The 18,555-nt window shown below is 72.2% G+C and carries 21 protein-coding genes and 1 pseudogene; 11 read left to right on the forward strand and 11 right to left on the reverse strand.

What is annotated here, in order from left to right:
* Window positions 1-67: 67 nt before the first annotated feature.
* A complete protein-coding gene (locus ACLJTM_RS09770; protein ID WP_411103047.1) occupies window positions 68-1,708 on the reverse strand; it encodes a sensor histidine kinase in 1,641 nt (546 codons plus the stop codon).
* 112 nt (window positions 1,709-1,820) lie between these two features.
* Here ACLJTM_RS09770 and ACLJTM_RS09775 point away from each other — a divergent pair, with 112 nt between their 5' ends.
* Together ACLJTM_RS09775 and ACLJTM_RS09780 are read left to right on the forward strand one after the other, a co-directional pair.
* Window positions 1,821-2,588, forward strand: a complete 768-nt coding sequence (locus tag ACLJTM_RS09775) for a response regulator (RefSeq protein WP_411103048.1) — start codon at window positions 1,821-1,823, stop codon at window positions 2,586-2,588.
* Between the two features lie 224 nt (window positions 2,589-2,812).
* Window positions 2,813-4,030 carry a PP2C family protein-serine/threonine phosphatase gene (locus tag ACLJTM_RS09780; protein WP_411103290.1) on the forward strand — a complete coding sequence of 406 codons (1,218 nt, stop codon included), beginning with the start codon at window positions 2,813-2,815 and terminating at the stop codon, window positions 4,028-4,030.
* A gap of 114 nt (window positions 4,031-4,144) precedes the next feature.
* Here the strand turns inward: ACLJTM_RS09780 and ACLJTM_RS09785 are convergent, their stop codons facing one another.
* Window positions 4,145-4,609, reverse strand: coding sequence for a MarR family winged helix-turn-helix transcriptional regulator (locus ACLJTM_RS09785; protein ID WP_411103049.1), 465 nt, complete (start codon window positions 4,607-4,609; stop codon window positions 4,145-4,147).
* 183 nt (window positions 4,610-4,792) lie between these two features.
* Window positions 4,793-4,955, reverse strand: a pseudogene (locus ACLJTM_RS09790) (TetR family transcriptional regulator); the annotation flags it as partial.
* Window positions 4,956-5,115: 160 nt separating this feature from the next.
* Between ACLJTM_RS09790 and ACLJTM_RS09795 the strand changes: the two are divergent.
* Window positions 5,116-5,277: a carbohydrate-binding protein gene (locus ACLJTM_RS09795; RefSeq protein ID WP_411103050.1), complete on the forward strand. Its 162-nt coding sequence runs from the start codon at window positions 5,116-5,118 to the stop codon at window positions 5,275-5,277.
* Between the two features lie 179 nt (window positions 5,278-5,456).
* On the opposite strand, the gene ACLJTM_RS09800 is transcribed toward ACLJTM_RS09795, so the two are convergent.
* Window positions 5,457-6,014, reverse strand: coding sequence for an SMI1/KNR4 family protein (locus ACLJTM_RS09800; RefSeq protein ID WP_411103051.1), 558 nt, complete (start codon window positions 6,012-6,014; stop codon window positions 5,457-5,459).
* Between the two features lie 295 nt (window positions 6,015-6,309).
* Between ACLJTM_RS09800 and ACLJTM_RS09805 the strand changes: the two genes are divergently transcribed.
* The 4 genes from ACLJTM_RS09805 to ACLJTM_RS09820 all read left to right on the forward strand — a co-directional run bounded on the left by ACLJTM_RS09805 (window position 6,310) and on the right by ACLJTM_RS09820 (window position 9,149).
* On the forward strand, window positions 6,310-6,717 hold the full coding sequence (locus ACLJTM_RS09805; RefSeq protein ID WP_411103052.1) for a hypothetical protein: 408 nt from the start codon (window positions 6,310-6,312) through the stop codon (window positions 6,715-6,717).
* A gap of 159 nt (window positions 6,718-6,876) precedes the next feature.
* Window positions 6,877-8,151: a cation:proton antiporter gene (locus ACLJTM_RS09810; RefSeq protein WP_411103291.1), complete on the forward strand. Its 1,275-nt coding sequence runs from the start codon at window positions 6,877-6,879 to the stop codon at window positions 8,149-8,151.
* A 135-nt stretch (window positions 8,152-8,286) separates the two neighbouring features.
* Window positions 8,287-8,565 (forward strand): hypothetical protein, encoded by a 279-nt coding sequence (locus ACLJTM_RS09815; protein WP_411103053.1) that lies wholly within the window; start codon window positions 8,287-8,289, stop codon window positions 8,563-8,565.
* Window positions 8,566-8,687: 122 nt separating this feature from the next.
* Window positions 8,688-9,149 (forward strand): DUF5709 domain-containing protein, encoded by a 462-nt coding sequence (locus tag ACLJTM_RS09820; protein WP_411103054.1) that lies wholly within the window; start codon window positions 8,688-8,690, stop codon window positions 9,147-9,149.
* A 242-nt stretch (window positions 9,150-9,391) separates the two neighbouring features.
* Here ACLJTM_RS09820 and ACLJTM_RS09825 read toward each other — a convergent pair whose 3' ends face one another.
* On the reverse strand, window positions 9,392-10,126 hold the full coding sequence (locus ACLJTM_RS09825) for a VOC family protein (RefSeq protein ID WP_411103292.1): 735 nt from the start codon (window positions 10,124-10,126) through the stop codon (window positions 9,392-9,394).
* A 450-nt stretch (window positions 10,127-10,576) separates the two neighbouring features.
* On the opposite strand from ACLJTM_RS09825, the gene ACLJTM_RS09830 reads away from it, so the two are divergent.
* Window positions 10,577-12,304, forward strand: a complete 1,728-nt coding sequence (locus ACLJTM_RS09830; RefSeq protein ID WP_411103055.1) for a thiamine pyrophosphate-dependent enzyme — start codon at window positions 10,577-10,579, stop codon at window positions 12,302-12,304.
* Between the two features lie 149 nt (window positions 12,305-12,453).
* Window positions 12,454-12,804: a PRC-barrel domain-containing protein gene (locus tag ACLJTM_RS09835; RefSeq protein ID WP_411103056.1), complete on the forward strand. Its 351-nt coding sequence runs from the start codon at window positions 12,454-12,456 to the stop codon at window positions 12,802-12,804.
* A 361-nt stretch (window positions 12,805-13,165) separates the two neighbouring features.
* On the opposite strand, the gene ACLJTM_RS09840 is transcribed toward ACLJTM_RS09835, so the two are convergent.
* The 4 genes from ACLJTM_RS09840 to ACLJTM_RS09855 all read right to left on the reverse strand — a co-directional run bounded on the left by ACLJTM_RS09840 (window position 13,166) and on the right by ACLJTM_RS09855 (window position 15,517).
* Window positions 13,166-13,432: a DUF4235 domain-containing protein gene (locus tag ACLJTM_RS09840; protein WP_411103057.1), complete on the reverse strand. Its 267-nt coding sequence runs from the start codon at window positions 13,430-13,432 to the stop codon at window positions 13,166-13,168.
* The gene (locus ACLJTM_RS09845; protein ID WP_411103293.1) at window positions 13,429-13,899 is read right to left on the reverse strand and encodes a DUF3618 domain-containing protein; all 471 of its coding nucleotides are present in this window, start codon (window positions 13,897-13,899) and stop codon (window positions 13,429-13,431) included. The genes ACLJTM_RS09840 and ACLJTM_RS09845 overlap by 4 nt, the downstream gene beginning before the upstream one ends.
* 17 nt (window positions 13,900-13,916) lie before the next feature.
* A complete protein-coding gene (locus ACLJTM_RS09850; protein ID WP_411103058.1) occupies window positions 13,917-14,330 on the reverse strand; it encodes a phage holin family protein in 414 nt (137 codons plus the stop codon).
* A 122-nt stretch (window positions 14,331-14,452) separates the two neighbouring features.
* Window positions 14,453-15,517, reverse strand: coding sequence for a YihY/virulence factor BrkB family protein (locus ACLJTM_RS09855; protein ID WP_411103059.1), 1,065 nt, complete (start codon window positions 15,515-15,517; stop codon window positions 14,453-14,455).
* 85 nt (window positions 15,518-15,602) lie between these two features.
* On the opposite strand from ACLJTM_RS09855, the gene ACLJTM_RS09860 reads away from it, so the two are divergent.
* Both ACLJTM_RS09860 and ACLJTM_RS09865 read left to right on the forward strand, forming a co-directional pair.
* Window positions 15,603-15,992 carry a hypothetical protein gene (locus ACLJTM_RS09860; protein WP_411103060.1) on the forward strand — a complete coding sequence of 130 codons (390 nt, stop codon included), beginning with the start codon at window positions 15,603-15,605 and terminating at the stop codon, window positions 15,990-15,992.
* Between the two features lie 195 nt (window positions 15,993-16,187).
* Entirely contained in the window at window positions 16,188-16,556 is a 369-nt protein-coding gene (locus ACLJTM_RS09865) for a PRC-barrel domain-containing protein (RefSeq protein ID WP_411103061.1), read from the forward strand.
* 87 nt (window positions 16,557-16,643) lie between these two features.
* Here the strand turns inward: ACLJTM_RS09865 and ACLJTM_RS09870 are convergent, their stop codons facing one another.
* Together ACLJTM_RS09870 and ACLJTM_RS09875 are read right to left on the reverse strand one after the other, a co-directional pair.
* Window positions 16,644-17,456 (reverse strand): ABC transporter ATP-binding protein, encoded by an 813-nt coding sequence (locus ACLJTM_RS09870; RefSeq protein ID WP_411103062.1) that lies wholly within the window; start codon window positions 17,454-17,456, stop codon window positions 16,644-16,646.
* The gene (locus ACLJTM_RS09875; RefSeq protein WP_411103063.1) at window positions 17,443-18,486 is read right to left on the reverse strand and encodes a glycine betaine ABC transporter substrate-binding protein; all 1,044 of its coding nucleotides are present in this window, start codon (window positions 18,484-18,486) and stop codon (window positions 17,443-17,445) included. The genes ACLJTM_RS09870 and ACLJTM_RS09875 overlap by 14 nt, the downstream gene beginning before the upstream one ends.
* Between the last annotated feature and the right edge of the window lie 69 nt (window positions 18,487-18,555).

Raw genomic sequence — 18,555 nt, forward strand, 5'->3', positions numbered from 1 at the left:
GGTCCCTGCCGATGCGGGACACCGGACCGACCGGCGCCGGGGATGTGGGGCACCGGCGATGTCGCAGTCACATCGGCTCCTCGGTCTGCGCGGACTGCCTGGTCTGCTCCGGCTGCTGCTCCGACTGCGCGGTTCCGGCCTCCTGGTCCGCGCCGACGGTCTGGGTGGGCGCGGCGGCGAGGGTGAAGACGATCCGGGCGCCACCGGTGTAGTCGGGGTCGATCGCGATGGTGCCGCCGTGGAACTCGACGATCTTCTTGCACATCGCGAGGCCGATGCCGCTGCCGTCGTACACGTCCTTGGTGTGCAGGCGCTGGAAGATGACGAAGACCTTCTCGGCGAATTCGGGGGCGATGCCGATGCCGTTGTCGGTGACGGCGAACCGCCACAACTCCCCGTCCCGTTCGGCCGACACGTGGATCCTCGGGATTTCCCCGGGACGGCGGAATTTGACGGCGTTGCCGATCAGGTTCTGCCACAGCATCCCCATCTGCGTGGGGTCCGCGACCAGCGACGGCATGCCGTCATGGGTGATCACCGCCCCGGACTCCTCGATGCCGACACTCAGCGCCGACAGGGTGCGCCTCAAGACCGAGTCGAGGTCCACGCTCTGGTGGGTGTGGTGGACGCGGCCCACCCGGGAGAAGTCCAGAAGGTCGTTGATCAGGGTCTGCATCCGGTTCGCGCCGTCCACCGCGAAGTCGATGTACTGGTCCGCCTTCGCGTCCAACTGCCCGCCGTAGCGGCGCTGCAGGAGCTGGGTGAAGCTGGACACCTTCCGCAGCGGTTCCTGGAGGTCGTGCGAGGCCACGTAGGCGAACTGCTCCAGCTCGGCGTTGGACCGCTTCAGCTCGGCCGCCTGAGCGTCCAGCCGGCCCCGGGCCTCCTCCGCGAACGCGAGCTCGCGCACCAGGCGCCGGCGCATGGAGTCGATCTCCGCGCCGAGCAGGCGCAGGTCCGCCGGCCCGGTCGGGGTGATCGGATGCTCGAAGTGGCCTCCGGCCACGACGCGGGCGTCCGCGCCCAGTTGCGCCAGCGGCGTCGTGACTCCGCGCCGCAGACCCTCGAAGACCAGGCCGGCCAGTGTCACGATGACCAGCGCGATGGCCAGGAACACCCAGTTGCGCAGGTCCATGGTCGCCAGCAGCTCATCGCGGGCACGCGTACGCTCTGCCTGGAGCCTGTCCTGCTGGTCGGTCACCGCCGTCCGCACGGCATCGAACGACGTCTTGCCCTCCACCGCGCGCTCGGCCGCCAAGGGGGAGGGCGTCCCGGCCGGCGACGCGGCGATCGGCCGGGCGATCCGCTCCTGCCACCGCTCCACCGCCTCGCGGACGGTCCGCAAGTCCGCAAGACCGGCGGCGTCCCCGTGCAGGAGCTCCTCGATGCGGGTGCTGTGCTTCTTCTCCTCGGCGACCCCCTGCCGGTACGGCTCCAGGAACTCGGCGCGGCCGGTCGAGCCGTAGCCCCGGATGCCGGTCTCCTGGTTGAGCAGAGCCGACTCCAGGCGAATCGAGCTGGTCAGAGCGGGGGACCTCGTGTCCACCAGGTCCTGACTGAGCGAGGCCGTGCGCTCCAGTACCCAGGCGCCCGTGGCGCCCAGCAGCGCCAAGAGGATCAAGGATGCGGCCACGCCGACGCGAAGCCAGCGGCGGGTTGTCCATGCGGACAGCCTCCGTGCGGGCGGCAGCCCGTCCTGCCCGGTCATCTTGCACCCCTCCGCCGTCCGGCCGCTGCACGAACGTGGGGCGGCCCGCATACTGTAGTGCGCCGGACAACCTTTGTTGTCCACGGCCCCGGGATGGGCCTACAGTGCGGGTATGCCGGGCCATGAGTTCACACCACGGGGCAACCCCCCAGAGACGGCCGCCGCCGTGGAGGCAGCCCTGGCCGACCTCGCGCACCGCCTGGTGGGCCTGGACGGGCCGCCTGCGTCCTCACGGGACGATGCCGCGCAGCCACTGGCGCTGCTGCGCGTGCTGGACGACATGCGGCTGGCCGCCGAACGCCTCCAGCAGGGCGCTGCGGCAGCCGCAGCTCGGGCCGGCGCCGGCTACCCGCAACTCGGAGAGGCCTGCGGCATCACGCGGCAGGGCGCCAGACGACGCTGGCCCGGCCTGTACCACCACGCCCACGACAAACCCACGGAGCATCCGATGATGACCGCCCCCGCCCGCGCCTACGACGTCCTGCTCGTCGAAGACGACATGGCCGACGCCATGCTGATCGAAGAGGCACTCTCCGAACGCGGGGCACGCAACCTGGTCCAGGTCACCGACGGGATCGCCGCGCTGGAACACCTGCGCGACCCCGGCAACGTCCGGCCCGACCTCATCGTCCTCGACCTCAACATGCCCCGCATGAACGGCCGCGACCTCCTCCAGGTCCTGAAGACGGACGAGCACCTCCAGACCATCCCCGTCGTCGTCCTCACCACGTCGGCCGCACCCGAAGACGTCGCCGGCGCCTACAGCAGCCACGCCAACGCCTACGTCACCAAGCCCGTCAACCTCGACGAGTTCGAGAAGGCCGTCCAGAGCATCGACGCCTTCTACCTCGACACCGCCACCCGCCCGCCCCGCACCTGACACACCCGCCCGCACGACGCCCCGGCGGCGCCGTCCCGATCTTCGACATGAGGGGGAGAAAGGATGCATGGTTGTCATGGGACAACTGTGCATGCGGTTTCGCCGGTGCTGCGCCGCTGACCAGGCGGGTCGTGCGAGCGTCCTCGGACGAGGCTGCGCGGGGGACCGGCACGTCTGTGAACCCTCTCGACCGTCTCGATCGTCTCGAAGAAATGGCGCTGATCATGACGCACTACCTGGCCGTGGAACGTGCGGTACGCGCGGCAGCTCCGGACGATCTCCTGCGTGCGCTGAGCGACACTCTGATCGAACAGTTCGGTGCGCTGACGGTGGACCTCCTGTTGGCGGACTACAGCCTGACCTGCCTGCAGCCCGTCACCTTCCTCCCCTATACGGCCGAGCCGCTGCCCGTCCAGAACAGTCCTGAAGGCAGGGCGTTCGCCAGCCAGGAGCCGTACCTGCAGTCCGCTGCGCAGAACGGGGCCGTCGATCTCCATCTGCCCGTCACCGTGCGGGGCGACCGGCTGGGAATCCTGACCGTGCGTCTCCCCGAGGCAGCATGCACGTCCGAGGTGGTCGCGGAGCTGACCGAGTCGGCGGAGCTGCTGGGACGCGAGATCGTCGTCGCCGAGCGCGACACCGATCTCTACCTGCAAGCGCGCCGCGCATCCAGGCTCACCCTGGCGGCGGAGATGCAGTGGCAGTTGCTCCCGGCCCGATCCTGCTCACGTCCCGAGTACGCGATCGGCGCCCAACTGGAGCCGGCCTACGACATCCACGGCGACAATTTCGACTGGTCCACCACCGGGGAAAAGCTCACCCTGACCGTCACGAACGGCATGGGTGAAGGCATCCACGCCTCGCTGCTCACCAACCTCGCCATCAACGCGCTGCGCAACGCCCGCAGGGCCGGTATCGACATCGCAGACCAGGCTGCCCTGGCTGATCAGGCAATCTATGAGCGCTATCGAGGCAGCCAGTACGTCTCCACACTGCTGCTGTCCTTCGAGCTGGCGACGGGCCGCGGACGGGTCGTGGACGCCGGTTCTCCGCAGCTGTGGCGCATGAGGGACCGAGCGGTCGAGCGCGTCGAGTTCGAAGCGCAGCTCCCCATGGGCATGTTCGAGGAGACTCCGTATGTCACGCAGGAGTTCGACGCCCTGCCCGGTGATCGCCTGGTCTTCGTCAGTGACGGGGTGTACGGGGCGGTCTCGGCCGGCGGGGAGGCGTACAGCGAGCGGGCGCTCGCCCGGGCCATCCAGGCCACCAGCTTCCTGCCGGCCGCCGCAGTGCCCCGCGGCATCCTGCAGGAGCTTGCCGCACACCGTGCCGCCGATGCGCAGGACGATGCCCTGGTGCTGTGCATGGACTGGTTCGGTCGCGAGGCAGCGGAGGGCGGGGAGGCACAGCAGGTGGGGGAGGCGCAGGAAGGGCAGGAGTGAACCGCGTCGCCGACGGCTGTGCGGGACGCGGCCGGCGTTCGCCCGCGCCGAGCCGCTGAGCTCAAGAGGGCAGCGACTGAACAGTCGCGCACCCGGCGCTCATGCAATATCCGTTCATGCAATATCGGGGACGCCGCAGTCGGGGACGGGGACGGTGTCGCTGACATCGGCGTGGTGGAGGGCTGCACTGTTGAAGGCCGCCATGCCTTCGAACAGTGCTTGCTGCTGGGCCGGGGGCATGTGGGCCAGGACGGCCTGCACCTCGCCGGCCCGAGCGGCACGCACTTCGGCGAGCACGGCCCGGCCGCCTCGGGCCAGCCGTACCTCCAGCTCCCGCCGGTTGCCCGTGGCGCGGGCGCGCTCGATGAGTCCGGCAGCTTCCAGCCGGTCACACAGGCGGCTGACGGAGGGGGGCGTGGAGCCGAGCGCCTGGCCGAGGTCTCGGAGGTTGACGGCCTCGCGTACGTCGATCACGGTCAGCGCCCGCAGCTGGGAGGGAGGGATCGCCGTCAGAACATCCTGACCTCGGGTCCAGAGCAGATCCAGCATCTCCAGGAGCGTGGATGCCTCGAGAGCCACCGGTTCTGGGTCAAGGGATGGCAAGGGGACGGCGTGCGGCATCGCACCAATCTCTCATCCCGGCCGACGTTTGTCAGCCCGGCGGTCGCCACTGCCGAGCACCGAAGCTGAATCCACGGCCGGATCCACGGCCGGATCCACGGTTCGGATCGGGGGTTCCCGGACGTGCTGTCCTCCCGCCGGGTGCGGTTGCCGCAGTCCCTGGAGGAGCAGCTCGATCAGTCGGCGGGGGTCGTTAGCGGGGGTCGCTGTCCTGTCCGATGCAGCGGTTGCCGATGCCGCGCATCAGCTCATAGGGCTGTACGCCGGGTCTGGTGTCGCCGGCGGCGGCCGGTGCGTCGAGGAGCGAGAACCCCGAACCGGTCGCCGCGGTCGCCCGCCTCACCGGTGCCTACCTGCGCAGCGAGCTGGGCGAAGGAGCCTCGCCGCGTGGGGCGGGCGCTGCTCCGGCGTGCGAGGATTCCGGGGGCCCGGCAGTGAGCCGGCCGGATGAAAGGCACCACGACATGGCAGCAGGATTCTCGGACTGGAAAGTCAACCGGCAGTACGCGGAGAACGACCGCGTCTCCTACCAGGGAAAGCAGTACCGCTGCCTGCAGGCGAACAAGTCCAACTCGGCCTCCAACCCGAAAACGGCCGTGAAACTGTGGCGCTCCTACTCGGTGTGACCCCTCAGCACCACTGAGCCACCGGGCCGGGCCGTGTCCGCGTTCCGCGGGCGTCCGTCGGGTGTGGTCGAGGTACTTGCCCCGGCGTGATCGGCTAGGCGGCAGGCCCACCGGCGCGGCGTGCCGGGGGCGTACGCGACCCGGGACGCGGAAACTCCTCAGGGGCTTGCGGCGGAGGGTCATGGCCTGGGCGACGCCCCGTTCAGGGCCCAGCTCGCGAACCCGGGATCGGCAAGGGGGAAGCCGAACGGGTCGCCGGGGGGTCCGCCGAAGGGCGCCGCGCCGACGTCGGTGATCAGCCAGACGTGTCCCCGGTGTGGTCCCGAGACGACCAGATGCCAGTCCATGGCGCAGCCGTCGGTGCCGAGGACCACCGTGCCGTGGTGGTGGACCCGCTCCAGCGTCGCATCGAGGTCCGCGACCTGGCCCGGGTCCTCCTCCCAGATCCACGCCGCCGTCAGCGGGAACGGCCGGCCGAGGTCGCGGAGCCGGCCGTCGCCGCTCCAGTCGTCGGGGAGTTGCGCCAGCGGGAGGAGGCCGTACTCGGGCGGACCGGAGCGGCAGCCGTCTGCGATCTCGGCCACGAAGGTCCGGTACGGCTCGGGCAGCACGACGGCGTGCCCGGCTTCGAAATCATGGACTGCCTCCCAGCCCAGAGCCGCGCTGCCGGTCCCCTCCGCACCGTACGCCGCGCGGAGCGCCGCCAACTCGGCCGGATCTGCTTGGTCGTTGTCCATGCGGTATGGGTATCACCTCGCCGTGACCGGTCCGTTGCCGCACCCGCCGACCGGGGGCCGCCGCGCGGACCCATGGCCGTCGGACCACGCTGCACGGTTCGGGCCCCGGGAGCCTGCCCGGGCGCACGGCACTGGCATCGTACGCATCATGGGAACCACGCGAACGCCGCAGGGGACGCCATCCGAGCCGGTATCGCCGCTCACTCCGGCACCCGCCGTGCCGATCAGCCGTGCGGCTCTGGGTGTGATGGCCTGCCGGTATCGCGCGGGTGAGGTCTTCCCGGAGGATCTGCCGATGTGGGCGGCCGAGGCGCTGGCCGACGGCCTGGACACCCCCATGGTGCGCGAGCTGGCCGGGCTGCCCCGTACCGCGGACGCCCGTGACCTCCGGGACGCGTTCGAGCAGGCACTCGCCGAGGCCGGTCTCGCCGTGCCGGATCCCGGCCTGGCCCGCCGTCACGCCCTGCGCCGACTGGCAGTACGGCTGGCCGGCGGAGAGACCGTCCCTGCGGAGGTGGCGTCGGACGGCTGGTGGGCGACGGAGAGTGCAACCGACGCGGAGCGGGCCTTCGCGGAGTTGCTCCCGCCCTGCGGGTGCTGCATCGAGTACACGCTGGGCCTCGACCAGGGTGCGTGGGAGGCCGAGCTGCAGGCTGCCGCGCGCACGCTGGCGGCGTCCGCGCCGACCGAACCCGACTGCTGACCCGGTCCCGGCTGCCAACTCCGCCCCCGGCTGCCGGCTCCGTCCCGGCCGCCGGTTTCGTACGGGCATGCGATACGCCCGGGTTTCCACCGCTGACCTCGGCCGGAGCGGGTAGTCGAGCGGCAGGAGTCACTTACGGGAACGGTGGTCGGATTGAGTTTGACGGGGATCGATGTGGTGTACGCATGCGCCGGGCTGGGTGCCTTGTGCGCGGCGATACTGCCGACGGCGCTCGCGAAGCGGCCGCTGTCCTTGCCCATGGTGTTCCTCGCGGCCGGGTTCCTGGTGTTCCTGCTGCCGCTCGATGCCCTGCCCGACCTCGACCCCGTTCGCAACAGGGGTCTCGTCGAGCACCTGACCGAGGTGTGCGTGGTGGTGGCGCTGATGGGTGCGGGGCTGGCCATCAACCGGCCGCCCGGCCTGCGCGCCTGGTCGACGACGTGGCGGCTGCTGGGTCTTGCCATGCCCCTGACCATCCTGCTGACCGCGGCTGCCGCGGCATGGCTGCTGGACTGGCCGCCGGCCGTCGCGCTGCTGATCGCGGCGGCGCTGGCGCCCACGGACCCGGTTCTGGCCGCCGAGGTGCGGGTGGGTGAGCCGACCGACGAGAAGGACGACGAGGACGAAGTCCGCTTCGGCCTGACCAGCGAGGCCGGCCTCAACGACGGCCTCGCCTTCCCCTTCGTCCTGGCCGCGATAGCCCTGACGACCGCCTCCGCGACCGGCTGGTCCTCGGAGGGGCTGTGGCACTGGGCCTGGAGCGACGTACTGCTGCGCAGCACCGTGGGTGTGGTCGTCGGCATCGGCGTGGGCCGGCTCCTCGGCTGGATGTTCTTCCAGGCCGGCTGGAAGGCCCTGCGGCTGTCCGAGCACCGTGAGGGTTTCGTCGCCCTCGCCGCGACCTTCACCGCCTACGGGCTGACCGAGCTCCTGCACGGCTACGGCTTCCTCGCCGTGTTCATCACCGCCTGCACCATCCGCGGAGCGGAGCGCGCCCACCGCTACCACCGGGTCATGCACGCCTTCACCGACCAGATCGAACGGCTGCTGACCGCCGTCGTGCTCTTCCTCGTCGGCGGTTACCTGGCCAGCGGCGGCCTCGCTGCGCTCACCTGGCGCGGGGCCGCGCTCGCCCTGGTGCTCCTGCTGCTGATCCGCCCCGTCGTCGGGTGGATCAGCCAGCTGCGGGGCCGGGCCGTCGGGCGGGAGCGGGCCGCCATCGCCGTCTTCGGCATCCGGGGGATCGGCTCGTTCTTCTACCTGGCGTACGCCCTGGGCGAGGCCGACTTCGCCGCGCCCGCCAAGGAGCTGTGGGCCGTGGTCACCTTCGCCGTCCTGGTATCGGTGCTCCTGCACGGCGTCACGGCCACGCCCGTCACCGCCCGGCTGGACGACCGCGCGCAGGAGCCTTCCCCCGACCCCGAACCGCGCTGAACAGGCCCCGGGCGGCGCTGAGATGGCTCCGGGCCCGCCCGGGGGGCGGTACTGGCGGGGGCCGCCGCGCCCGGCCCGGCGGACATCTTCGGGCCGGCGACGGTAGCCGGGGCGCGTTCGGGGTAGCAGCCCGCCATGGAACCGACTCCCGCCCCCCTCGCCCCGCGCGTCGTACGGCAGTTGCGTCGCATCCGGACCGTCTACGCCTCGGGGCTCGCCCTGTGGGCCGCAGGAACCGTATGGGAGGGCCGACAGCATCCCGGAAGCCCCGGGATGTGGCTCTCGCTGCTGCTCCTGGCCGTCTTCACCGGCCTCTTCACCCTCACCGTCACCTCCCTGTGGCGGCACCGGGCAGCGCTGCGGCTGCGCGGCACGTCCCGGCGCACGGCCGCTGTGCCCCGGCAGCCCGCGTGACCAGGGGCCGCACGAGTCACAGTGGTTCCGGCCGGCCCGCATGATCGGCCGATGTGCGGGGAGGCGCTGAGGGAGACCGCAGCGCGCCCCGCACCGCTGGTGCGCCGAAGAAAGGATTCGCCATGACTGCATCCGACGCCCGCGGCGACGACGTCTACCAGCCCCAGCCGGAGGACGAGACGTCCGAGGGACAACCCGACATGGACCACAGCGTGGGGGAGCCCGATACCGACTTCATCCTCGACCAGGGCTACTCGCCGCCCGAGCGCCCCTACGCGAGCGACGGCCGGTACGCGACCACCGGCGAGGAGCAGCAGCAGGGCGAGACCCTTGACGAACGCCTCGCCCGCGAGGTCCCCGACGAGGAGCCCGTCGCGGGCGACGGCATCGGCGACCTCGTCGACGGGGAGGGCGAGCCCGTCGACCCGCAGGCGGGCGACGCCCGCGCGGGCCGGCTGGCGGCGGCCACCGATTCTCCGCACGAGAACAACGTGCTCGCCCGTGACGTAGGGATCGACGCCGGAGCCGCCTCCGCGGAGGAAGCCGCCGTGCACATCATCGAAGATCCGCAGGACGCCTTCTGAACCGTGGCCGCCTGGTCCGGACGATGCCTGCTCCGGACGATGTCTCCTCCGGACGATGCCTCGTCCGGACCAGGCGGCCAGGCCTTCTCTCTCGGATCGTGTCGGGGCCCGGCCCGCCCGGCACGGCACCTCGCCGCGTTGTGGGGGCTCCCCTGTACGTCCCGTACACGGGAGCCCCTCCGCCGTGCGAGGCACCGCACCGGACAGCCCGGGCAGAGCCGACACGATCCGAAAGAGACGACCTAACCGCCGTCCTGCGGGGCGACCACCGTGAACAGGGCGCCCTCCGGGTCGGCGAGCACCACCCAGCGGCTGGCGGGGGAGGTCTCCACGGGGGAGGCGGTGCGGCCGCCGAGGCGGGTGGCGGCCTCGACGGCCGCCTCCAGGTCCGGCACGCGGAAGTGCACGTGCCAGCGCGGGCGGACCTGGGGGTCGGGGTCCTCGTCGAGGGCGCCGCCGCTGATCCGGGCGACGGTGTCGTGGCCGTGCCGCAAGACCACGTGGTCCTGCTCGTAGGAGACGGTGCAGCACCCGGGCGGGCCGCCGCTCCAGTCGAAGACCTCGCCGTAGAAGATGGCGGCGGCGAACGCGTCGCGCGTCCGCAGCTCCAGCCATGCCGGACCGCCCTCGCGGCCGACCGTCCAGTCGCGCACCACCCGGCCCTGCCAGAACCCGAAGGCGGCGCCCGCGGGGTCGGCCGCCAGGCCCGCCCGTCCCCTGCCGAAGGCGAGCGGGCCGACCGCCATGGTGGCGCCGCGCTCGCGGATCCGGGCCGCCGTGACATCGGCGTCCTCGACCGCGAAGTACGGCATCCACGCCACCGACATGCCGAGCCGTCCGGCCAGGGCGCCGATGCCCGCCACGGGAACCCCGTCGTGGCAGGCGACGGACACGCCCTCCCCGAGGCCCGTGGACCGGAACTCCCAGCCGAGCACGGCGCTGTAGAACCGCTGGGCGGCCTCCAGGTCCCGGGCCAGCAGGCTCACCCAGCACGGTGTTCCGGACACCTCATGACTCGACGTCGACACAGCCGGCAACCTCATCTGCGGTACACAGGGGACAGGTCCCTACGACCGTAGACCCGCCGGCAGCACGCGGCGGCGAGCCACGCGACCCGAGCCGCCCATCCACCCGTACGCACACCCGCTCCAGATCGCCCTTGTCCTCGTCGGCGGGCCTCCACACCCACGAGCGCCGAGCCCGAGCCCGAGGGCGCCGGACGCCCGACGGCTCATCCCGTCGAGCGCGGTCTGCCGGCGGACTCCGGGGACGACACCTTCGGGAAAGGCCCGGCGCGCGTCCGGGCAGCGGCTCGCATCTCCGCCCGAAGGATGGGCAGGCGACTGGCGAGCGGCCGACCCCGACCGCTGCACCCGCTGCCCCGGCGCACCTGCCGGGGAGCCGCATTCGGACCGGAGGGCACTCCTGTGGCACGCACCGTCGCCCACGTGATCGTCAACGCACTCAAGGATCTGGGCGTCCAGCACGTCTTCGGAGTCGTCGGAGACGCCCTGAACCCGCTGACCGACGCCATCCGGACCACCGACGGCCTGGAGTGGGTCGGCTGCCGGCACGAGGAGGCCGCGGCCTTCGCCGCCGGGGCGCAGTCCCAGCTCTCCGGCACCCTCGGGGTCTGCATGGGCACCGTGGGACCCGGCTCCGTACACCTCCTGAACGGGCTCTACGACGCCGCCAAGAGCCACGCCCCCGTCCTTGCCATCTGCGGCCAGGTCCCCCTCGCCGAGATCGGCAGCGACTACTTCCAGGAAGTCGACAACGACCTGCTCTTCCGCGACGTGGCCGTCTACCGGGCCACCGTCACCTCCCCGGACCAGATGCCGCGCCTGCTCGAATCCGCCGTGCGCGCCGCCGTGACCCGTGGCGGCGTGGCCGTCCTGACCGTGCCCGGCGACCTGGGCGACCAGGAGCTGACGGACGACCGGCCCACGCGCTTCGCCCTCGACCGGGCCGTCACCCGCCCCGACGACCCGGCCCTCGTCCGGGCCGCCGAACTGCTGAACGAGGCGTCCCGCGTCACCCTGCTCGTCGGCCAGGGCGCCCGCGAGGCCCGCACCGAGGTCCTGGAGGCGGCCGCACTGCTGGCGGCGCCCATGGTGCTCACCCTGAAGGCCAAGGAGGGCTTCGAGGACGACAACCCCTACCAGGTGGGGCAGACCGGTCTCATCGGCAACCCGGCCGCCGCGCACGCCCTCGACAGCGGCGACGCCCTCCTGATGCTCGGGACGGACTTCCCCTACCGGGAGTGGTACCCGCAGGACGTCAAGGTGGTCCAGGTCGACGCCCGCGAAGAGCACCTGGGGCGCCGTACCCCCGTGGACGTGGGCCTGGCCGGCGATGTCGGCGCCACCCTGCGGGCCCTGCTGCCACTGTTGAAGGCGGTCCCGGACCGTGCCCACCTGGACGATGCCCGGAAGGAGTTCGCCCAGTGGCAGGAAGGCCAGCAGCAGCTGGCCGACCCCGCGCACGAACGCCGCTGGACGGGCAGGCTGCGCGCCGCCCTCGACAACCGCGACCACCAGATCCGCCCCGAGGCGCTGGCCGCGGCAGTCGACGCGTACGCAGCCGAGGACGCCGTCTTCACCTCCGACACCGGCATGGCCACCGTCTGGCTGTCGCGATTCGTGACCATGCGCGGCGAGCGCCGTCTGATCGGCTCGTACAACCTGGGATCGATGGCCAACGCCATGCCGCAGGCCCTCGGTGCACAGCTGTGGGCGCCCGACCGGCAGATCGTCGCCCTCTGCGGGGACGGCGGCCTGAGCATGCTGCTCGGCGACCTGATGACGATCAAGACGTACCGGCTCCCGGTGAAGCTCGTCGTCTTCGACAACCGGCGGCTGGGCATGGTCAAGCTCGAACAGGAGCAGGTGGGCCTGCCGGAGTTCGGCACGGAGCTCGACAACCCCGACTTCGCGGCGGTCGCCACGGCCCTGGGCCTGACGGGGATCCGCATCACCGACCCGGCCGACCTGCACGACGGGGTGCGCCGGGCCTTCGAGACCCCGGGGCCGGTCCTGCTGGACGTCCTGACCAACCCGGAGGAAGTGGCCGTCCCCGGCAAGCCGACCCTGTCGCAGGGCTGGGGGTTCGCCGTCGCCAAGGCCAAGGAGCTGCTGCCGGGCGGCGAGGGCTGACGGGGACGGCACACCGGAGAACCGCCCGCGGGGCCGTCCAGGTGACGGACTCCGCAGGTGGCGTAAGAGCGGCGGGGGCTGGGACCGCGCCGGGGAGAGATGGCTGTGTCCGTTCCCCGGCGCGGGGAACAGCCCGGAAAAGAGGAGCCATGTCCGAACTGTGGAATTACGGTCCCGATTCGCGGTACCCGGCCGGTGCCCGCCTGATCGGCTTCAAGGTGGAGGCGACCGACGGGCACATCGGCAAGGTCGACGAGCACACCGAGGACGTCGGATCCTCGTACATCGTCGTGGACACCGGCCCGTGGATCTTCGGCAAGGAGGTCCTGCTGCCCGCGGGCACGATCGAGCGCGTGGACATGGAGGGCGAGAAGATCCACGTCAGCCGGTCCAAGGAGCAGATCAAGGACGCCCCGGAGTACGAGAAGGACAAACACCGCGGAGACGCGTCCTACCTGGGCCGGGTCGGCGACTACTACGGGCACGACCACCACAACTGACCCCGGGCGGGGCACGGGGGCCGGGACCACAGATGTGGTCCCGGCCCCTTCGCGTGCCCCGCCCGTCGCACCGGGGGCGGTTGGACGACGTCGTGGCGGACCCGGCCACACCTCGGCCGCGGCCTGCGGCGCCGGCGCGGGCCGCGGGGTTCATGCGACGGCCCGCCGACCGCCGCAGGAGTGCGGGGGTCGGCGGGCCGGTGTACGGAGGGTACGAGCGGGCCGGAAGCCGGAAGCCGGAAGCGGGGGCTTCGAGACGGGCCCGGGTGCCAGGCGACGGGAGCCGCGTGCCAGGGGACGGGTGCCAGGGGCCGGGAGCCGGGGGCTGCGGGCCGGGCCGCAAGGGCCCGGCCGGTCCGGGTCAGCCCGGCCAGGTACCCGTCAGGCGCCGGGTCGCCACCGCGCCGGACCGTTCCACGGCCACCTTGACCACGGCGAAGATCGCCCCCTGCAGGGCGGCCGCCAGCAGGATCTGCTGCCAGGAGCGGTCCTCGTCGGTGGCGTCCGGGGCGTCGCCCTCCCCTTCGATCACCTTCCACGTCTGCTTGAACGCGGCTCCGGCGATCATGCCGCTGACCATGCCCAGGGCCAGGCCGACGGGCTTATAAGCGATCTTGGACGGTTTCACTTGCGCCCCCGGCTGCGGCGCACCAGCAGGAACACCACCAGCGCCGCACCGGCCGCGATCAGCGGCGTGCGGTTGGCACGCGCGGCCGTGGCGGCCTGCCCGGCCCGGTCGAGGAGCGGGTCGGGGGTCTTGTCGGCAGCGAACTGGCCGGCCTGCGCCGCCGTCTCACGGACCTGCGCCGCCGCCTGGGCGGCCTTGTCGAGGACGGGGTCCGGGGTCTTGTCCTTGACGAGGTGCGCGGCCTGGGTGGCCTTCTCCCGGATCTGGTCCGTGACCTGGGCCGCCTTCTCCGCGGCCTGGCTCTTGGCGGCGGCCGTCTTCTCCTTCACCTGGGCCTTGACGTCGGCCTTGGCCGCCAGCGCCTCCACGGTGCGGCCCAGGTCGTCACGCGTGTGCTCGACCTGCTCCCGCAGCTCCTCGGGCGTGGGCGTGGGGGTGGGCTGGTCGCCGCGGGACCGGTCGTTCATCGGGTCGCTCGCCTCGTTCATCGGTGTGCCTTCTCCTTGATCTGGGCCAGATCGGCCTTGACGCTCTCGATGGTCTGCTCCGGGGCGGGGATGCCGGCCCGGGCGATCTGCTTCTTCCCGGCCAGGGCCATCCCCGCCGCGACCGCCGCCAGGACGACGGTCAGGATCAGGGCCGAGGCCCACACCGGGAGCACCAGGGCAAGCGCGGCGATACCGGTCGCCACCAACGCCTGGGCGGCCAGGAGGCCGACGATGCCGGCGCCGCCGAACAGGCCGCCGCCGAGCCCAAACCGCTTGCCCTTCTCGGCCATCTCGGCCCGTGCCAGCTGCAGTTCCTCGCGGACGAGCTCCGAGATCTGCTGGGAGGCGCGGGACACCAGCACCCCCACCGAGTCGTCGGAGGCGGGTGCCTGCCGTTCAGTCGTGCTCACGGTGTTCTCCTTCTCGTCTCGTGCCCTCCGGCCACGGCGCGAATACCCAGGAAGGGGCAGTCCAAGCGGTCCGGCCCGTTCTCCGGGGCGGCAGGGCGGACCGGGCCGCTCAGCGCCCGCATTCAGTGCGGCCCTTCGATGCGCTCGCGGTCCTCCTCGCTCCACGCCCGGGTGTCACGGGGCCGGACGTACGGCTCCTCGTCCGCGGGCAGCCCTCCGGCGATGGCCCGCTGACGGGCCGTCTCCGCATCGAACTCCAACCCGAGGAGGACGGCCAGGTTGGTCAGCCACAGCCACACCAGGAAGACGACGACGCCGGCAAGGGTGCCGTACGTCTTGTTGTAGGAGGCGAAGTTGGCGACGTAGAAGGCGAAGCCGGCCGAGGCGGCCATCCAGATGACCAGGGCCAGGACACTGCCCGGGGTCACCCACTTGAACCCGCGGCCCTTGGCGTTCGGGGCGGCCCAGTAGAGGAGCGCGATCATGATCGTGACGAGCACGACCAGCACCGGCCACTTCACCACCGACCAGACGAGCAGCCCGCTGTCGCCGACGCCCAGGGCGGTGCCCGCCTGCTGCGCCAGCCCGCCGGAGAAGACCACGATCAGGGCGCTCGCACAGGCGAGCACCATCAAGGTGACGGTGAGGGCCAGGCGCAGGGGCAGCACCTTCCAGACCGGACGTCCCTCGGGCATGTCGTAGACGGCGTTCGAGGCGCGGATGAACGCGGCGATGTACCCGGAGGCCGACCACACCGCGACCAGCAGGCCGACGACGGCGACCAGCGAGCCCACACCGCTGCGGCCCTGCAACTGCTCCACCGCGTCGCTGATCACGTCCCGGGCCGAACCGGGAGCCAGCTTCCGGATGTTGGCGAGGACCTTCGCGGTGGCCGACTCGCCGGCGATGCCGAGCAGGGAGACCAGCACCAGCAGGGCCGGGAAGAGCGCCAGCACCCCGTAGTAGGTGAGGGCGGCGGCCCGGTCGGCCAACTCGTCCTTCTGGAACTCCTTCACGGTGCCCCGCAGCGCGGCCTTCCAGGAACGCCGCGGCAGCGCGTGCAGGTGGTCCGGTGCGCGCTCCTCGACCCGGGCGTCCGGCCCCGCGTCGGTGTAGGCCTCGTGGCCGGGGTCAGGGCCTCCGCGTGCGCGGTCACCCTCGTGGTCCGGCTGTGGTGTGCGTGTCATGTCCTCCCGGATTTCCAGCGCGGGGGCACTCATGTCACGGCGGGAGCCCGGGTTGTGTTCCGTCCGAGCGGGGCAGGCGAGGGACATGACCGAATCCGTTGCGAACACATCCAGCACTTACCACGTCACCGTCCGCGGAGAGCGGTTCACCTGCGGGGAGATCACCGGCCTGGGCCCCCAGGGGGACCTCGGCCTGCCCGGACAGGAGCTGACCCTCACCCTGGACGACTGCGTCCTCACCGATGTGCCCGGGGCGCAGGAGTGGGCCCTGTCGGCGGACGGCGTGAGCGCGCCGGAGCACGTCACGATCGAGGAGACGGCTGCCGGGGAATCCGTCCCGCGCACCACCTGGTACCTGCACGACGTGCGGGCCGACGCCGCGGCGAACCCCAGCACGACGGCGTCCAACCACGAGACCCGCATCGGGCGGCTCACCGTGCACGCCGCAAAGATCACGCCCTCCCTGCCGGAGTAGGCGCCCCGAGGAGGGCGCCCGCCCGGCCCACGGCTCCGCGCATCCGGGCGAATGAACCCCGGGGGGCGGGGCAGGCGGATTCCAGGCGGGAGCGGGAAGCCCGCCGCGCACCGCATACGGAGCGCACCACATACGGAGAAGAGGAAGGACAGGGAAAACCCCCGCCCTTCCGAAGACCGGAGGAGTTGTTTTCGCGTGACTGAGCATGTGTGGAGCTACAAGTCGACGACGGGCCACCTGGCCGGCACCGACCTCACCGGTTACAAGGTCGAGGCGACCGACGGCAGCATCGGCAAGGTCGACAAGCACTCCGACGAGGTCGGTGACGCCTATCTGGTCGTGGACACCGGTGTGTGGATCTTCGGCAAGGAAGTCCTGCTGCCGGCCAGCACCGTGATCCGGATCGACGCGGACGAGCAGAAGGTCTACGTCGACCGCACCAAGGAGCAGATCAAGGACTCCCCGGAGTTCCACCGGGACCAGCACCTCGGCGACGCGGGGTACCGCGAGGAACTGGGCACGTACTACGGCACGGGCGCCCCGTTCGGCGGCCGACCGGCCTGACCCGCCCCACGGGAAGGGGCCCGGACTCGACAGAGTCCGGGCCCCTTCCCGTGCGCGGCGCACCACGCCGTACCGGTCCGCAGCTGCTCAGCCGCGCATGGCCTCGGTGAGCCGGCCGCGGAGCCGGGCGAACTCCGGCGAGGAGCGCAGCGCGGCCACGTCCGTGCCCGGCGCCCGGTCCAGCCCGACCGCCAGCTCCGCCACCACCCGGCCGGGCCCCGCGGCCATGACGAGCACCCGGGAGCCGAGCAGGACCGCCTCCTCGGCCGAATGGGTCACGAACAGCACCGTCGTGCCGAGTCGCCCGGCCAGGGCCCGGACCTCCTCCTGGAGGCGCTCCCGGGTCAGTGCGTCGAGCGCCGCGAACGGCTCGTCCATGAGCAGGAGCCCGGGTTCCGCGGCCAGGGCCCGGGCGAGCGCCACCCGCTGCTGCTGACCACCCGACAGCTCCCACGTCCGCCGGCCGGCCATGCCCGCCAGCCCGACCCGTTCCAGGAGCTCCGTGATCCGGGCGGCCCGCTCGGCCCGCGGCACCCCGTGCCGGGCCAGCGCGAAGCCGAGGTTCCCGCCGACCGTGCGCCAGGGGAACAGCCGGGGCTGCTGGAACACCACCCCGGCTCCGACGCCGGGCGCCGGTGGCGCACCCCGGACCAGGGCCCGGCCCGAGGAGGGCCGCTCGAAGCCCGCCACCACGCGCAGCAGGCTCGTCTTCCCGCAGCCGGAAGGCCCGACCAGGACGACGAACTCGCCCCGCCCGACCTGCAGGTCCACCCCCTCGAGCGCCGTCACCGGACGCTTCGCCGAGCCGTACCGGAGCGACACCCCGGTCAGGTCGACGGCCGGGCCCCCGGTCGCGCCCTGCGTACCGGGAGCGGCAGCCGGGGCATCAGTTCGCGGCACGGCCGAGCTCCTCCACGGCGAGTGCCCGCCCGAACACGGCCTGGTCCGGCACCGCGTCGACCGCCTTCTGGCCCTTCAGGAACACCGCCGCGTCGTGCAGGTGCTCCGCCAGTCGGCCCGGGGCTCCCGGCGTACCCAGGTACTCGGGTCCCGTCTGCTCCTTCGCGCTCAGCAGCACCAGCTCCGACAGCTGCCGCTTCGCCTCCTCCGCCGGCAGTCCGAGCTCCGCACCGATGGACTTCGCCGCCTGGTCGGGGGCGGTCCGTGCCTGGGCGACGGCCTGGTCCTGCGCCTTGATCCAGGCCGTGACGACCTCCGGGTGCCGGGCGGCGAACGCGTTCGTGACCACGCCCAGATCGGCCGTGGGCTTGCCCTGGCGGGCCAGTTCACGGCTGCTGACGAGCACCTTGCCGTCCTTCGCCAGTTCGCCGAGCGTCGGCGTCCACACGTACGCGGCGTCGATGTCCCCGCGCTTCCACGCGGCGAGGGCGTCCTGGGGCTGGAGGTCGATGCTCTGGACGGCCGACGGCTCCACGCCGGCGGCGGTGAGGGCGGCGAGGAGCGAGTAGTGAGCCGTGGAACCGAAGGGCGTGGCCACCTTCTTGCCCGCCAGGTCCTGCACCGAGCCGATCCCGGGCCTGGCGACGAGCGCCTCGTTGTCCCCGATCAGGTCGTGGATCCACACCACCTTGTACGGGATGTCCAGCGGAGCGGACAGGCCCTTGGTGACGGGGCTCGACCCGGCCAGGCCCAGGTCGACCGAGCCGGCGATCACGGCGGTGTTCACATCGCCCCCGGACTCGAACTTCACCCACTTCACGTCCACGTCGGGGAGGGCTTTCTCCAGCAGCCGCTGGTTCTTCACCACCAGGTCCGCATTGGGTATCGCCTGGTAGGCGATCCGTACGGTGGTCCGCCCGGCGGAGCCGCCGGCCGCGTCCCCGCCACCCCCGCAGGCGGTGGTGGCGGAGGCCGTCAGGGCGAGGGCGGCAGTGAACAGGAGGGCGCGTCGGGGCAGGGCGGTGGGCATGGTCGGTCTCCGTCGGAAGGCGTACGGGAAGGGGCAGGGGAGGGAGCGGGGCAGGAAGGGGGCGGGGCC

Origin of the sequence: Streptomyces sp. cmx-4-9 (genome assembly GCF_046548835.1) — a bacterium.
Lineage (GTDB): Bacteria > Actinomycetota > Actinomycetes > Streptomycetales > Streptomycetaceae > Streptomyces.

Coding starts and splice junctions, on each gene's coding strand:
- ACLJTM_RS09770 (WP_411103047.1), bottom strand. CDS start 1,708: ATGACCGGGCAGGACGGGCTGCCGCCCGCACGGAGGCTGTCCGCATGG.
- ACLJTM_RS09775 (WP_411103048.1), top strand. CDS start 1,821: ATGCCGGGCCATGAGTTCACACCACGGGGCAACCCCCCAGAGACGGCC.
- ACLJTM_RS09780 (WP_411103290.1), top strand. CDS start 2,813: ATGACGCACTACCTGGCCGTGGAACGTGCGGTACGCGCGGCAGCTCCG.
- ACLJTM_RS09795 (WP_411103050.1), top strand. CDS start 5,116: ATGGCAGCAGGATTCTCGGACTGGAAAGTCAACCGGCAGTACGCGGAG.
- ACLJTM_RS09800 (WP_411103051.1), bottom strand. CDS start 6,014: ATGGACAACGACCAAGCAGATCCGGCCGAGTTGGCGGCGCTCCGCGCG.
- ACLJTM_RS09805 (WP_411103052.1), top strand. CDS start 6,310: ATGTGGGCGGCCGAGGCGCTGGCCGACGGCCTGGACACCCCCATGGTG.
- ACLJTM_RS09815 (WP_411103053.1), top strand. CDS start 8,287: ATGGAACCGACTCCCGCCCCCCTCGCCCCGCGCGTCGTACGGCAGTTG.
- ACLJTM_RS09820 (WP_411103054.1), top strand. CDS start 8,688: ATGACTGCATCCGACGCCCGCGGCGACGACGTCTACCAGCCCCAGCCG.
- ACLJTM_RS09835 (WP_411103056.1), top strand. CDS start 12,454: ATGTCCGAACTGTGGAATTACGGTCCCGATTCGCGGTACCCGGCCGGT.
- ACLJTM_RS09845 (WP_411103293.1), bottom strand. CDS start 13,899: ATGAACGACCGGTCCCGCGGCGACCAGCCCACCCCCACGCCCACGCCC.
- ACLJTM_RS09855 (WP_411103059.1), bottom strand. CDS start 15,517: ATGACACGCACACCACAGCCGGACCACGAGGGTGACCGCGCACGCGGA.
- ACLJTM_RS09860 (WP_411103060.1), top strand. CDS start 15,603: ATGACCGAATCCGTTGCGAACACATCCAGCACTTACCACGTCACCGTC.
- ACLJTM_RS09875 (WP_411103063.1), bottom strand. CDS start 18,486: ATGCCCACCGCCCTGCCCCGACGCGCCCTCCTGTTCACTGCCGCCCTC.